This window comes from Nocardioides sp., from assembly GCF_041393715.1.
Taxonomy (GTDB): Bacteria; Actinomycetota; Actinomycetes; order Propionibacteriales; family Nocardioidaceae; genus Nocardioides.
In genome coordinates, this window is the sequence record NZ_JAWKJQ010000006.1 from 255106 (window position 1) to 269426 (window position 14321).

At 72.2% G+C, this 14321-nt stretch carries 14 protein-coding genes; 4 read left to right on the top strand and 10 right to left on the bottom strand.

Annotated features, from left to right (window positions below):
* The first annotated feature begins 16 nt into the window (after positions 1-16).
* Positions 17-802 carry an SDR family NAD(P)-dependent oxidoreductase gene (locus R2740_RS11835; RefSeq protein ID WP_371302884.1) on the top strand — a complete coding sequence of 262 codons (786 nt, stop codon included), beginning with the start codon at positions 17-19 and terminating at the stop codon, positions 800-802.
* Positions 803-948: 146 nt separating this feature from the next.
* Here the strand turns inward: R2740_RS11835 and R2740_RS11840 are convergent, their stop codons facing one another.
* From R2740_RS11840 to R2740_RS11870, 7 genes are all read right to left on the bottom strand, one after another.
* Entirely contained in the window at positions 949-2853 is a 1905-nt protein-coding gene (locus tag R2740_RS11840; protein WP_371302885.1) for a penicillin-binding transpeptidase domain-containing protein, read from the bottom strand.
* Positions 2854-2916: 63 nt separating this feature from the next.
* Positions 2917-3990: a TrkA family potassium uptake protein gene (locus R2740_RS11845; RefSeq protein ID WP_371302886.1), complete on the bottom strand. Its 1074-nt coding sequence runs from the start codon at positions 3988-3990 to the stop codon at positions 2917-2919.
* Between the two features lie 6 nt (positions 3991-3996).
* Positions 3997-4401 carry a DUF5709 domain-containing protein gene (locus tag R2740_RS11850; RefSeq protein WP_371302887.1) on the bottom strand — a complete coding sequence of 135 codons (405 nt, stop codon included), beginning with the start codon at positions 4399-4401 and terminating at the stop codon, positions 3997-3999.
* 102 nt (positions 4402-4503) lie between these two features.
* Positions 4504-5937, bottom strand: a complete 1434-nt coding sequence (gene argG / locus R2740_RS11855; RefSeq protein ID WP_371302888.1) for an argininosuccinate synthase — start codon at positions 5935-5937, stop codon at positions 4504-4506.
* 71 nt (positions 5938-6008) lie between these two features.
* Positions 6009-6338 (bottom strand): DUF3054 domain-containing protein, encoded by a 330-nt coding sequence (locus R2740_RS11860; protein ID WP_371302889.1) that lies wholly within the window; start codon positions 6336-6338, stop codon positions 6009-6011.
* Positions 6339-6448: 110 nt separating this feature from the next.
* Positions 6449-7519: an SGNH/GDSL hydrolase family protein gene (locus tag R2740_RS11865; protein ID WP_371302890.1), complete on the bottom strand. Its 1071-nt coding sequence runs from the start codon at positions 7517-7519 to the stop codon at positions 6449-6451.
* A gap of 174 nt (positions 7520-7693) precedes the next feature.
* Complete coding sequence (locus R2740_RS11870) at positions 7694-9982, bottom strand: M4 family metallopeptidase (protein WP_371302891.1); 2289 nt, start codon at positions 9980-9982, stop codon at positions 7694-7696.
* A 317-nt stretch (positions 9983-10299) separates the two neighbouring features.
* Between R2740_RS11870 and R2740_RS11875 the strand changes: the two genes are divergently transcribed.
* The 3 genes from R2740_RS11875 (at position 10300) to R2740_RS11885 (ending at position 12462) form a co-directional block, all read left to right on the top strand.
* Positions 10300-10890 carry a YceI family protein gene (locus tag R2740_RS11875; RefSeq protein WP_371302892.1) on the top strand — a complete coding sequence of 197 codons (591 nt, stop codon included), beginning with the start codon at positions 10300-10302 and terminating at the stop codon, positions 10888-10890.
* Between the two features lie 150 nt (positions 10891-11040).
* Complete coding sequence (locus tag R2740_RS11880; protein ID WP_371302893.1) at positions 11041-12012, top strand: GNAT family N-acetyltransferase; 972 nt, start codon at positions 11041-11043, stop codon at positions 12010-12012.
* A gap of 72 nt (positions 12013-12084) precedes the next feature.
* A complete protein-coding gene (locus tag R2740_RS11885) occupies positions 12085-12462 on the top strand; it encodes a VOC family protein (RefSeq protein ID WP_371302894.1) in 378 nt (125 codons plus the stop codon).
* Positions 12463-12490: 28 nt separating this feature from the next.
* Here the strand turns inward: R2740_RS11885 and R2740_RS11890 are convergent, their stop codons facing one another.
* Genes R2740_RS11890 through R2740_RS11900 form a run of 3 tightly spaced genes read right to left on the bottom strand, consistent with a single transcriptional unit; the run spans position 12491 to position 14318 of the window.
* A complete protein-coding gene (locus R2740_RS11890; RefSeq protein ID WP_371302895.1) occupies positions 12491-12898 on the bottom strand; it encodes an arsenate reductase ArsC in 408 nt (135 codons plus the stop codon).
* Positions 12895-13971: an ACR3 family arsenite efflux transporter gene (arsB, locus tag R2740_RS11895; protein WP_371302896.1), complete on the bottom strand. Its 1077-nt coding sequence runs from the start codon at positions 13969-13971 to the stop codon at positions 12895-12897. The genes R2740_RS11890 and arsB overlap by 4 nt, the downstream gene beginning before the upstream one ends.
* Positions 13968-14318, bottom strand: coding sequence for an ArsR/SmtB family transcription factor (locus tag R2740_RS11900; protein ID WP_371302897.1), 351 nt, complete (start codon positions 14316-14318; stop codon positions 13968-13970). Before R2740_RS11900 ends, arsB begins: the two co-directional genes overlap by 4 nt.
* Positions 14319-14321: the final 3 nt, after the last annotated feature.

Below are 14321 nucleotides of genomic sequence, written 5' to 3' on the forward strand. Positions count from 1 at the left end.
CGTCGAGGCTGTGCACGTGGAGTCCGAGGCCCCGGTGACGTCCTGCGCGCTCACCGGGAAGGTGGCGCTGGTGACGGGCGCGGGCAGCGCCACCGGCATCGGCTTCGCGACCGCGCGGCTGCTCCGCGACCGGGGCGCCGAGGTGGTGGTGGCCGCCACCACCGAACGTGCGCTGACCCGGGCGGTCGAGCTCGGTGGGGCCGACGCACTCGGCCTGGTCGGCGACCTGACCGACCCGGGACAGGTCGCCGCGATGATGGCTCGGGTCGAGGCCAGGTTCGGGCGGCTGGACGTGCTGGTCAACAACGCCGGGATGGCCACCCTGACCGACCCGACGGCCGACGACGGCACCCTCGACACCCTCGCTCCCGACGCGTGGCGAGCCGCGATCGCTCGCAACCTCGACACGGCCTACCTCACCACCCGGGCCGCCCTCCCGCTCCTCGTCGACGGTGGCCGCGTGGTGATGGTCGCCAGCGTGACGGGCCCGGTGATGGCCATGCGGGCCAACCCCGCCTACGCCGCCGCGAAGGCCGGGATGGTCGGCCTGACGCGCGCCCTGGCCGTCGACCTCGCACCCCGTCGCGTCTGCGTCAACGCCGTCGCCCCCGGCTGGGTCGAGACCGGGTCGCAGACCGCCGACGAGGCCACACAGGGGCGCAGCACCCCGCTCGGTCGCAGCGGTGCGCCCCACGAGGTGGCGGCCGCGATCGCCTTCCTGGCCTCCCCCGGCGCGTCGTACATCACCGGGCAGTGCTTGGTGGTCGACGGCGGCAACAGCATCGCCGAGGAGCGCGGCTGAGCCTCGACCCACCGGGCGGCCGCACTCGGCACGGGCGGGCGGACACCCCATGCGCCCGCCCGCCCGCGACCCCACCCGGGACGGATGGTCCCAGCCGACCCGCCGTGTCGACTACCTCCGAACGGGTGATATCCGGGTAAAGAATCTCAGCCCCGGGCGGCGCGCAGGAACGCCTCGAGGATGGGCCCGGCGATCCCGGACCCGGAGTTGCCCACGTCGACATAGACCGCCACGGCGAGGTCGCCCTGGGCCGCGACCATCCACGCGTGGGTGAGCCGCTTGCCGTTCTGGTCGAACTCCGCGGTGCCGGTCTTGCCGATCACCGGCGGGCCGGGGATGTCCCGGAGCTGGTTGGCGGTGCCGTCGGTGACGACGTGCCGCATCATCGACCGGAGCTGCTCGGCCTCCTGCTCGGTCAGCGGGGGCGCCGCGGCCGCGGCCTCGTCGGAGACCCCCTTGACCAGGGTCGGGACGACGGTGTGGCCGGCCTGGATGGAGGCGACCACGGTCGCCATCGAGAGCGGCGCCGCGAGCACGGTGCCCTGCCCGATCAGGTCGGCAGCGGCCTCGGTGGTGTTGTCGGTCGGCGTCACCTGGCCGAAGTACGCCGGGTAGCCGACCTCGTGGTCGATCCCGAAGCCGAGGGACGCGGCCGCGTCGGCGAGATCGCTGGTGCCGAGCCGACCGTGCTGGGAGATGAAGGCGGTGTTGCAGGAGTGGGCGAGCGCCGACCACAGCGGGATGCGTCCGAGGTGGGCGGGCGGGTAGGCGTCGTAGTTGGCGAACACCTTGCCGTCGACGAGCACCGACGGCGTGCACGGGACCTTGCTCTCCGGGGTGAGTCCCGAGCGGATCAGGGCCAGGCTGGACACGATCTTGAACGTGGAGCCCGGCGCGGCCTTGCCGAAGGTGGCGATGTTGACGCCGTCGGCGCTGGGGCTGGTCGCCGCCGCCAGCACGGCCCCGGTCGAGGGCCGGATCGCCACCAACCCCGACGGTGGGCCCTGGTCGGCCAGCAGCTGCTCGGCCTCCAGCTGCAGGTCGAGGTCCATCGAGGTGAGCAGGGGATCCCCGTCGGTGGCCGGCACGGCATAGAGCTCGCGGGACTTGCCGTCGGTGGCGACGGCGTCGACCGCCAGGCCCGGCTGTCCACGCAGCTGGTCGTCGTAGCGCGCCTCGAGGCCGGACAGCCCCGCCAGGTCTCCGACCTGGTAGCGGCCCGGGTCGGCGTCGATCATCTCCGCCGTCACCTCGCCGACCCGGCCGAGCAGCGGCTGCCCGAACGTCGGGGTCGGGCCCAGCTCCGCGGTGGTCTGCAGCGCACGGACGCCCTCGAGCGACTCGTAGCCCGCACCGACCGTCTCCGGGACCTCCTCGCGGCGGTAGGTGATCGCCTCCACGAAGGCCAGGTCGCCGGCGGACCGCACCCGGTCGACGTACGACGGCACGTCGATGTCGACGAGCCGGGCGAGCTGGCGGGCCGACGCGACGGCGGTGGCCCGGGGGACCAGCGACCGGTCCACGCCGAACCGCACCACGTCGCGGGCGGTGATCAGCTTGAGCCCGCTGTAGCCGACCACGTCGCCCCGGCCGGGCCGCAGGCTGTGGGCGTCGAGCACCACCTTGCCGCGCAGCGAGGGCTCCACCACGGCCGGCTCCCAGGCGACCTGCCAGCCGCCGTCGGCCAGCGTGAGCGACGCCTCGGCGTCGTAGACCCACTCGTTGTCACCCACCGGCCAGTGCCAGGTCAGCGCGGCCCGCGCCGTGGCCGGCTCGCCGTCGGCCGCGGGCTGCTCGGTCACCCGCCCCGGCTGCACGGTGGGCTGCAGGTCACCCATCCCCTCGACGATGGCGTCGAAGCGCGGCTGCGCCTCGGCCGCGGTGTCGGCGGTCCAGGAGACCCCGGTGAGATCGCCGTCGCCGAGCGCCCGGGCGAGGGCGTCGACCGTCGTGGCGGGGTCCGGCTGGTCGGAGGTGTCACCGCCCGAGCAGCCGGCGAGCGACCCGGCGAGCAGCGCCGCGGCCACCGCCGCCACCCGTGCTGCTCGCATGGCGTCCTTGCTACCACGCAGGTGGGCGGGGATCGGGGATGCGCCGCCCGGCCGGTGCCCCGGTCAGCGGTGCTCGGCCAGCCCCTGCAGCGACGCGATGCCGTCCAGGGTCCCGAACCCGATCAGCACGCAGCCGGCGGAGACCACGGCCGAGCCGGGCGGACGGAACGTGAACCCGGTGGTCCCCGACGGGCGGATCGCCAGCACCTGCACCCCGGTGCGATCGAGCAGTGCCAGCTCGTCGAGCGCGCGGCCCGCCAGGGCGGACTGCTCGTGCACGGTGACCTGCTGAATCTGGAAGTCCAGCTCGCTGTCGTGCACGACGACATCGATGAACTCCGCGAGGTCCGGCTGCAGCGCGAAGGCCGCGAGTCGCCGGCCCCCGATCATCTGCGGGTTGACCGCACGGGTGGCCCCGGCCAGCACCAGCTTCTGCTTCGAGTCGGCGGTGCGTGCGCGAGCCACGATCACCAGGTCGGGTGCCAGCGCCCGGGCCGACAGGGTGAGGTAGAGGGTCTCGGCATCACTGTCGAGCGAGGCCACCAGGGCCCGGGCCCGATGGATGCCCGCGGCCGTCAGGACGCTGTCGTCCTCGGTGACGTTGCCGACGATGTGGGTGACGTCGGCCTCGGCGAACCGGTCGGGGTCCCGGTCGACCACGACCACGTCGTTGCCCGAGGCGAGCAGCTGCTCGGCGGCGGCCCGGCCGACTCGGCCGAAACCGCACACGACCACGTGACCGGAGAGCCGGTCGATGTCCTTGTCCATGCGTCGCCTCTCCAGGTGCTGGCGAAGGTGTCCCTCGGTGACCGCCTCCACGAGCAGCCCGAGGTTGTAGAGCACGGTGCCCGCGCCCAGGATGATCAGGCCGATCGTGAAGATCTCCCCCGCCGCCGACAGCGGATGCACCTCGCGGAAGCCGACGGTCGAGACCGTGGTCACGGTCTGGTAGAGCGCCTCCAGGGGCCCGAAACGATGCCCGTCAGCGGAGACGGGCAGGACCAGGTAGCCGAGGGTGCCGAGCCCGATCACGAGCACCAGACCGAGCAGCGCGACCTCGATCCGGCGCAGGCTGGACGTCGCCCGCCGCCGTTGCCGCCGACCCTCGCGCTGGTCCAGGCCGGTGAACGTGCGCACGCGCGGTCAGAAGCCGCCCTCGTCGATGACGTGCATGGCCGCTTCCTCGGCGCTCGCGCCGGCGCCGTCGATGCCCACGTCGGTCACGAACCGGTCGTCGGTGTCGTCGGAGGCGACCAGCCGCCCGGACCGCTCGTCGCCCACCTGGTCGTCGTCGAGGACGTCCTCGTCCCAGCTGTCGTGCTCGGGATCGACGTCCGGCACCTCCTGCGCGATGCGCTGCTCGAGGCTCTCGCCCTGATGCTCCTCCGCCGCGGTGTTGCCGAACCCCTGCCCGGCGGACCAGCCCTCGCGGGTGACGATGCCCTCATCGAGGACGTCGTCGACACCGTGGAAGTCCAAGGTGTCCTCGGGCTGCAACTGGGTCTCGTCGTCGACGCTGAACTCGCCGTAGTCTTCTCCGCCGCTCATACCCCCATCTTGCTCCCTCCCGACGGCGGATGGGGTGAGAGGCGGCTCACGTGTCCGGATCGCCCGGCCGACCGCCTCCGGCGGCGCAGTGCGGGTGCGGCGTCAGTCCGCGCCGAACTCCATCGCGGCGGCGTCGACCAGCTCCTCGGGAGCGTCGTCGAGCACCGCGGGGTTGTCGATGATCTGGTCCGCTCCGCCGGCCGGCAGCTCCCCGAAGAGCGTGCCGTGCTCCACCAGCTGGTGGCCCTGGTCCTGCGGCTGGGCGGCGTACTGCTCGAGCAGCGAGCGGCTGTCGGCGATGTCGAGATTGCGCATCGTCAGCTGGCCGATCCGGTCCGTGGGCCCGAACGCCGAGTCCTCGGTCCGCTCCATCGACAGCCGGTCGGGGTGGTAGGACAGGTGCGGTCCGGCCGTGTTCAGCACCGTGTAGTCCTCGCCGCGCCGCAGCCGCAGCGTCACCTCGCCGGTGACCACCGAGGCGATCCAGCGCATGATCGACTCGCGCAGCATCATCGCCTGCGGGTCGAGCCACCGGCCCTCGTAGAGCAACCGGCCCAGCGACCGCCCCTCGGCGTGGTAGTTGGCGAGGGTGTCCTCGTTGTGGATCGCGTTGAGCAGTCGCTCGTACGCCGTCCACAGCAGCGCCATGCCCGGGGCCTCGTAGATGCCACGCGACTTGGCCTCGATGATCCGGTTCTCGATCTGGTCGGACATGCCGAGCCCGTGCCGGCCGCCGATCGCGTTGGCCTCGTGGACCAACGCCACCGGGTCGGCGAAGGTCCGCCCGTTGAGCGCGACCGGCCGGCCCTGCTCGAAGCGGACCGTGACGACCTCGGGCTCGATCGCCACCGACGGGTCCCAGAACTTCACACCCATGATCGGCTCGACGGTCTCCAGCGAGACGTCGAGCTGCTCGAGCGTCTTGGCCTCGTGGGTGGCCCCCCAGATGTTCGCGTCGGTGGAGTAGGCCTTCTCCTGGCTGTCGCGGTAGGGCAGGTCGCGGTCGGTGAGCCACTGGCTCATCTCGTGCCGCCCGCCGAGCTCGCTGACGAAGTCGGCATCCAGCCAGGGCTTGTAGATCCTCAAGGAGGGGTTGGCGAGCAGTCCGTAGCGGTAGAACCGCTCGATGTCGTTGCCCTTGAACGTCGACCCGTCTCCCCAGATGTCGACGCCGTCCTCGTGCATCGCCCGCACCAGCAGGGTGCCGGTGACGGCCCGACCGAGCGGCGTCGTGTTGAAGTAGGCCCGCCCCCCGGAGCGGATGTGGAAGGCGCCGCAGGCCATCGCGACCAGGCCCTCCTCGACGAGCTGCTTCTTGGCGTCGACGGCCCGGGAGATCTCGGCGCCGTAGGCCAGCGCTCGACCCGGCACGCCGGAGATGTCGGGCTCGTCGTACTGGCCGATGTCGGCGGTGTAGGTGCACGGCACCGCGCCCTTCTCGCGCATCCAGGCGACGGCGACCGAGGTGTCGAGGCCACCGGAGAAGGCGATGCCGACGCGTTCGCCGACGGGAAGGGAGTTGAGGACCTTGGACATGAGGCGATTATGCACTGCACTGCATAGTCATGCAAAGCCGGGCGGGACCCGTCGTGCGGACTCGGCGGGGCTCAGGCCCGCCAGACGAGCCGGGAGCCGAGCAGCAGCACTCCGAGCACCACGCTGGCCACGACCACGAAGGACACGGCCACCCCCTGACCCGTGAGCGAGCGCAGCACCATGCCCACGGCCACGGTCGCGACCCAGACGACGAGGCCGCCGGCCAGACCGGCCGGGGAGCGCTGCGCGGCGGCGAGCACGGCCCACCCCGCCAGCGTGCCCGCCAGGAACGGCCAGGCGGTGTGCGCCCACCCGGAGGGCGACAGGGACTCGTGGTGACTGAGCCGCCCGATGGCGGCGAAGACGGCGACGAGGGCCAGGTCGACGGCGAGGCGGATCACGCCACCAGCATGCCCCCATGGCTCACCCGACCGAGCCATGGGGGGTGGGAGCCCGGTCGGGTGAGGTCAGCGGAGCCGGCGGTCGGGGGCCGGCGAGCCCGGGGCGCTGCTCAGTGGGTGCGCGCCCACGCGCGCGCCTGCCGAGCGGAGTAGATCCGGTCCACACGGTCGATGCTGGCCCGCGAGGAGAGGTCGACACCGGCGCGGCGAGCGGCCCGCACGGCGCGCCGGCCCGGGAGATCAGGGGCCCGGAAGGCCTGCGGCGTGATCCGCGCGTCGAGGCCGGCGTACGCCCGCTGCTGGGCGGCCAGCGACGGCGCCGACATCGCCGCGCGGAGCAGCACGGTGCGGGTCAGCGCGGCGGTGACGCCGGCGACGTAGGGGCTCACCGTCGGGTAGTAGCCGGACCGGTGACCGGAGACCTTCGGGTGGTAGCTCTCCGAGATCGGATAGCTCAGCCCGTTGATCCACTCCGGGCTGTCGCAGACCGCGTGCCCGAGGACGCGACTCGTCGGGTTGGCGACGGAGAACCCCGCCGCACCGGCGGCGGCGCTGAGCCGGCTGTTCATCAGGTCGGCCGTCGCGTTGAGCTTGCTCATCTCCGAGGAGGAGAACCAGGTCAGCGCGTTGCAGTCCCGGCCGTCGAACAGCCGCGGGTAGCCGACCACGGTGACCCGGGCCTGCGGCGCCGCGGCCCGGATCTTGCCGTAGAGGGTCGAGAGCCGACCCGGCAGCGTGGTGGTGATGAACCCCTGAGCCGTCGAGATCCTGCCGTTGCAGTTGCTCATCCAGCCCGGCAGCGCGCACTCGGTGAGGACGCTCGCGAAGCCCGCGTCGTTGCCGCCGACGGAGATGGTGACGTAGGTCGTCGACGCCGACAGGGCCGACAGCTGGGTGGCGGTCACGTCGGCGATGGTCGCGCCCGAGCAGGCGCGGAAGTTGAGGGCGTAGTGCTGGGCCGAGGCGATCAGGCTCGGGTAGGCATAGACGGACCGCTGGCAGGAGGTGCCGTCGGCGAGGTAGGAGCGGGTTCCGGTGCCGGAGGAGTAGGAGTCGCCGAGCGCGACGTACGACGGGTCGTCGGCGGCGGCGGGCGAGGGGCTGACCAGGGCCGCGAGCGCCGCAAGGGCGACACCCGTGGCCAGCAGGGCGAACCGGCGGCCGGGGCGAGAGGTGTGCATGGCGGTGGCCTTCCGAGAGTCGGCCGGCGTCCGCCCCCTCGGGCGTCGGCACGAATGTGGCGTGGATCACCATAGCCTCGATCCACTGGTTCCGGGCATGGCGAGCGTCACCAGTCGGGCCCGCGGTGCCTGACGACACCGCGGGCCCGATCCGGTTCCCCCGTCAGACCCGGCTCACCCCAGGGTGAGCGCCGTGTCGTCGATGACGAAGCTCGTCTGCAGCGAGCGATCCTCGACACCGGTGAAGCTCAGCGTCACCGTCTGACCCGCGTACGACGACACGTTGAACGAGCGCAGCGTGTAGCCCGAGGCCTGGTTCAGGTTCGAGTAGGTCGCGAGCGTCGTCGACCCGATCTTCACGGTGAGCTTGTCGTAGGCCCGGGACGAGGTCGTCTCGGCCGTGTCGATGTGCAGGTAGAACGACAGCGTGGCCGAGCATCCCGCGGGGATCGACACCGACTGGCTGAGGGTGTCGGTGTGCCGGGAGCCGTAGCCGTCCAGCCAGGCCTTCCACGAGCCGGTGCGCGCCGGCTGGCTGGTCGAGCTGTCGATCACACCGGACGACGCGGACCACGGGGCGGCCGAGCCGGTCTCGAAACCGGGGTTGCCGAGCTGCTGGCCCGAGCATCCTCCGCCCCCGCCGCCACTGATCGACCAGCTGAACGACGCGGACCCGGAGGCCCCCGTGGTGTCGGTGGCCGTCACCGTGGAGGAGAAGCTGCCCGCGGTGGTCGGCGTACCGCTGATCAGGCCGGTGGAGGCGTTGATCGAGAGGCCCGCCGGGAGCCCGGTGGCCGCGTAGGTGAGCGTCTGACCGGCCTGGCTGTCGGTGGCCGTGATCTGCAGCGTCTTGGCCGTGCCCACGGTCCCGGTCTGGCTGCCGGGGTTGTTCACGGTCACGGTGTTGGTGCCACCGGTGGTGCAGGTCGGGTCCGCGGACTGGGCCGGGACCGACACGGCGTCCCACGACGCCTTGACCGCGTTGAACTCGGTGCAGCTGCCCGGGTAGAGGTTCTTGGCCGCGGTGAGCGTCCAGGTGCGGTACTTCAGGTAGGACGAGGTGGTCGTCTTCATCAGCATCGCGTTGTACATGATCGTCATCGCCTTCTGGATGCCGATGCCGGACACCGTGGAGCCGTTGCAGGTGGGGCTGGTGGGCTGTCCGTTCGAGGGGCTGGTGCCCTCGGCCAGCAGATAGAACCAGTGGTTGCCGGGTCCGGCCGCGGCGTGCACCTCCTGGCTGGGCGTCGACGACGAGTAGCAGTTGTCGTCACCCGCCAGCGACGGGTTGTACATGTAGCGGATCGGACCGGTGCCCACGAGGTTCACCTGCTCGCCGACGGTGAAGTCGGGGGTGTCCACCGGGTTGTTGGCGAACCACTCCGTGCCGGCGCCGAAGGTGTCGGCGACGAACTCCTGGGTGTTGCCGCGAGAGATGCCTCCCGGAGTGTGGTCGTCGATGCCGTGGCCGTACTCATGGGCCACCACGTCGATCGAGCTGATCCACTTGCCGCCGGTCTGGGTGTGACCGATCTGGACCTGGGTGCCGTCGTAGTAGGCGTTGACGTCGTTGAGCCCCACGCGCGTGGGCACCCAGCCGCCCGACCCGTCCATCCCGTTGCGCCCGAGCCACTGGCTCAGCATCTGCCGCTCCTTCTCGGAGGCGTAGAACGCGTCGACGCAGCCGGTCTCGCGGTTCGTCGGGTCACCGTTGCCCCAGGAGTCGTCGGAGCCGGTGAAGGTGACGTTGCCGGAGGCGTTCTGGCACTTCAGGCTCGAGGCGTTGCTGTTGGTCATGGAGTACGTCGACCCCGACAGCGTCGTCGGCAGCGACACGGTGCCGGACCAGCCCGAGCTGCCGGTGCCCTCGACGACCCGCTCGAGGGAGTCGAGCACCTTGCCGGTGCGCGCGTCGACGACGACCGACTGGCGGGAGGGCGCGCCCTTGACCGTGCCGGCCACGTCGAGCGACCACGCGAGGTGCGAGCGGCCGGCCTGCCAGACGACGAGGCGCGGCTGGCTGCTGCTCGCGACCCGGTCGAGCCGGGCGCGCGCCGTGCGCGCGGCGGTGGCCGCACTGACCCGGGGCTGCACCGAGGCGAGCCGGGTCGGGCGCTTCTGGGCGACCGAGGTGTGCAGCACCTGGCCGCGGGCGTCGGTCACGACCACGAAGTCACCGCCGACCACGGGCAGCCCCCGGTAGGAGCGCTGGTAGCTGACGTACTGCAGTCGGCCCGACGACCAGACCTTGCCCTGCGCGAACGAGTCGTGCGGGCCCACCTTGAGCTGGGGCGCCGCGCTCTTCACCAGGTTGCGGGCGGTGGCCCGCGCCAGGACCTTGGCGTCGGGCTTGGCCGTGCGGGCGGCCGTCGGGGCCTCGGCCGAGGCCTGCGGAGACCCGACGGCCAGGGCGGTCAACACCATGGCCGAGGCCGCGAGGGCGGCCAGAACATTGCGTTTCATCCGAGAGATACCCTCCTGTAGCGGCGGGCCTCAGGTGGGGTCCGCGGGCGGAGGCGGCCCGCGATCACGGGCGCACCGTTGCAGAGACTCGCAACCGGCGACTCGCGGGGTCAACGCCCGCTCAACCTCATGTTCTTGCACTGCACGAACCTGCGCCCGCGGACCCGACCCGCCGAGGCGCTCGGGGGAGGGCGTCCGGAGGCCCGGGGCCGAGCGTGTGGGCCGGATCACACCGGGCGGCGGAATGCCCGGCGAGGGGTCGTCGTTCTAGTCGTTGAACTTTCAACATCACTCGTGATCACGAAACGGAGCCCTCCATGAGCATCTTCACCCGCCAGGCCGAGACCTTCGACGCACCGACCTCGGTGCTCGACGACATCTCCGGCGACTACGCCCTCGACACCACCCACTCGCGGCTCGGGTTCTCGACCCGGCACGCGATGGTCACCACGGTGCGCGGCCAGTTCCGCGACTTCGAGGGCCGCGCCCACATCGACGCCGCCGACCCCACCGCGTCGTCGGTGTCGCTCTCCATCCAGGTCGGCAGCATCGAGACCGGCGTCGCCGACCGCGACGGCCACCTGAAGTCCGGCGACTTCTTCGACGCCGGGCAGTTCCCGGCCATCACCTTCGCCTCGACCGCCGTCACCCGCGACGACGAGGGCGTCTGGCAGATCACCGGCGACCTCACCATCAAGGACGCCACCCGGAGCATCACCATCCCGTTCGAGGAGACCGGCTCGGCCCGTGACCCCTACGGCAACATCCGGGTCGGCTTCGAGGGCGGCACCACCATCAACCGCAAGGACTGGGGCCTGTCCTGGAACGCCGCCCTGGAGACCGGTGGCGTGCTGGTGTCGGAGAAGGTCAAGCTCGAGTTCGACATCTCCGCCGTCCAGGCCTCCTGACCCTCCCGGCCGCGGCCGGGTCCGCGCGGTTCATGCGCGAGGCGTCGCAGACGGGCACCCGAGGCGTGGGGGGCGGGGGATCTCTCCCGTCTGCGACGCCTCGGCGATTTTCGGGTGCGGAGGCGGGCCGCGGCGCGGTTCACTGGCGTCGTGACCGCCACCGACCCTGCCGCCACGCCCGCACCCCTCTCCCCCGCGGGGACGCAGCTCGCGGCCGACGTACCAGCGGGGCTCAGCGTGCGGATGCTCCGCCTCGACGACGCACGCGCCGTCTATGAGGTGATGGCCCGACAGCAGCAGGCCGACCTCGGGCGGGTCGACATCGAGGAGGCCGACATCGTCGGCGACTGGCAACGCCCCTCCTTCGACGTGACCACCCGCACCATCGGCGTCTTCGACGGCGCACAGCTCGTCGGATACGCGGAGCTCGGTCGGTCGGGCCGCTGCGACGCCGCCGTCGACCCGGCGTACTCCGGCCGCGGGATCGGCACCTCCCTGGCCCGCTGGATGCAGGCCCGCGCCGCCGAGGAGGGCGAGCCGACGATCGGCATGCCGGTCCCGGTCGGCTCACCCGGCGACCAGCTGCTCGAGGCGCTGGGCTACCGCGTGCGCTGGACCAGCTGGGTGCTGCAGCTGCCCGACGGCGTCGACGTCGCGCCGCGCGACCTCCCCGCCGGCTACACCGTGCGCGAGGCCCGCGCCGAGGAGTACCCCGCCGCCCACGAGGTCATCGAGGACGCGTTCCTCGAGTGGTCCGCGCGCGAGCGCGAGCCGTTCGCCGACTTCGAGGCCGAGGTCGTACGCCGGCCGGGCGCCGCCCCCTGGAACCTCCGCGTGGTCGTCGACCCGCAGGGACAGGTGGTGGCCGCCGGCATCGTCCAGCTCGGCCTCGACTTCGACCCGCCGGAGGCGTTCGTGAGCAGGCTCGCCACCCGCCGCGACCTGCGTGGCCAGGGACTCGCCCAGGCACTGCTGGTCGACTGCTTCACCGAAGCCCGGCGCCACGGCGCACGCCGTTCCGGCCTGTCCACCGACTCGCGCACCGGCGCGCTCGGCCTCTACGAGAAGGTCGGCATGGTCGTGACCGACACCTGGGTCAACCGGGCCATCGACGTCTCCTGAGGTTCCCGAGAGGCGTCGCCGACGGCCCACCGAGGCGTCGCAGACGGGCCGATCGACCCCTAGCCTGGAGCGATGACGCAGTTCCGCATCTCCTCGACGGTGCTGGGCACCTCGGCACCTCGAGCGCTGGCCGACTTCTATCTGGCCCTGCTCCCCGACTGGGAGACCCTGGTCGACGAACCGGGGTGGGTGAAGATCAAGCCCCCCGGCGGCGGCCACGGCCTGGCCTTCCAGGCGGAGGAGCACCACGAGGCCCCCGTGTGGCCGGCGGGGCCCGGCGACCAGCAGATGCAGGCCCACCTCGACATCGGCGCCTCCGACCTGGCCGACGGGGTCGCGCTGGCCGTGTCGCGCGGCGCCCGCGTGGCGGCGTACCAGCCGCAGGACGACGTCCGGGTGATGATCGACCCGGCCGGACACCCGTTCTGCCTGTTCCAGCTGCCGTCCTGACCGATCGAACGAGGGCCCCGTCCGCGGGTCAGGCCACCGCGACGCCCAGGGCCGCCATCAGCGCCTCGACCCGGCGCCGGAGCTCGTCGCGGGTCGGCCGCACCACCTCGAGCGGCTGCCCGGCGGGGTCGTCGAGCTTCCAGTCCTCGTAGCGCTTGCCGGGGTAGAACGGGCAGGCGTCGCCGCAGCCCATCGTGACCACGGCGTCGGACTCGACGACGGCCTCGTCGCTGAGCAGCGTGGGGACGGCGGCGGTGATGTCGATGCCGACCTCGGCCATCGCCGCCACCGCCATCGGGTTGAGCGAGTCGCCCGGAGCGGACCCGGCCGACAGCACGCGCACCCGGTCACCCCCGAGGTGGCGCAGCCAGCCGGCGGCCATCTGGGAGCGGCCCGCGTTGTGGACGCAGACGAAGAGGACGGTGGGGATGGTCACGAGGTCTCCTGAGGGGTTGCATGGGGGAAGCGGTCTCGAAGCGCCAGGCTGACGTAGACCAGCCCGACCAGCACCGGCACCTCGATCAACGGACCGACGACGCCGGCGAGCGCCTGGCCCGACGCCACGCCGAACGTCGCGATTGCCACCGCGATGGCCAGCTCGAAGTTGTTGCCGGCGGCGGTGAAGGCCAGCGTGGTGGTGCGCTCGTAGCTCATCCCGAGCGCCCGCCCCAGCAGGTAGCCCCCACCCCACATCAGCGCGAAGTAGGCCAGCAGCGGCAGGGCGATCCGGGCCACGTCCCACGGCCGGCTGGTGATCTGGTCGCCCTGGAGCGCGAAGAGGATCACGATCGTGAACAGCAGCCCGATCAGCGCCCACGGCCCCACCCGGTGGAGGAACACCGACTCATACCACTCCCGGCCACGCCAGCGCTCGCCGTACGTCCGGGAGAGGAAGCCGAGCAGCAACGGGATGCCGAGGAAGATCAGCACCGAGCGCGCGATCTCCCACGCGGAGACGTCGAGGTGGGCGGTGTCGAGGCCGAGCCAGCCCGGCAGCACCTCGAGGTAGAACCAACCGAGCGCGCCGAAGGCGATCACCTGGAACAGCGAGTTGAGCGCCACGAGCACCGCGGCCGCCTCGCGGTCACCGCAGGCCAGGTCGTTCCAGATGATGACCATGGCGATGCAGCGGGCCAGGCCGACGATGATCAGCCCGGTGCGGTACGCCGGCAGGTCGGGGAGCATCAGCCAGGCCAGCGTGAACATCAGCGCGGGGCCGACCAGCCAGTTGAGGACGAGCGAGGCCACCAGCATCCGCCGGTCGCCGGTCACCGTGTCGAGCCGGTCGTAGCGGACCTTGGCGAGGACGGGGTACATCATCACCAGCAGGCCGACCGCGATCGGCAGCGAGACGCCGCCGATCTCGACAGCGCTCAGTGCGTCGTCGAGCCCCGGGACCAGGCGCCCGACCAGCAGGCCGAGCACCATCGCCGCCCCGATCCAGACGGGGAGCAGCCGGTCGAGCGCGCCCAGACGCTGGGCGACCGGCGACTCCTGGGTGGCGGTCATCGCGCGGATCCGAGCAGTGCGGCGAGGTCGCCGAGCATCTCGGCCCGGACGCGGTAGTGGACCCACACCCCGCGCTTGGAGCGGTCCAGCAGGCCGGCCTCGTGGAGCACCTTGAGGTGGTGGCTGATGGTGGGCTGGGAGAGGTCGAAGGCGTCGTTCAGGTCGCAGACGCAGGCCTCCCCGCCCTCATGGCTGGCGATCAGGGAGACCAGCCGCAACCGGACCGGGTCGCCCAGCGCCTTGAACACAGGGGCCAGCCGATCGGACTGGTCGTCGGTCAGCGGCTCGGCGGTCAACGAGGAGCAGCACTCCGAGACCGGCGCGAGCAGGGGCAGAGACTTAGACATACA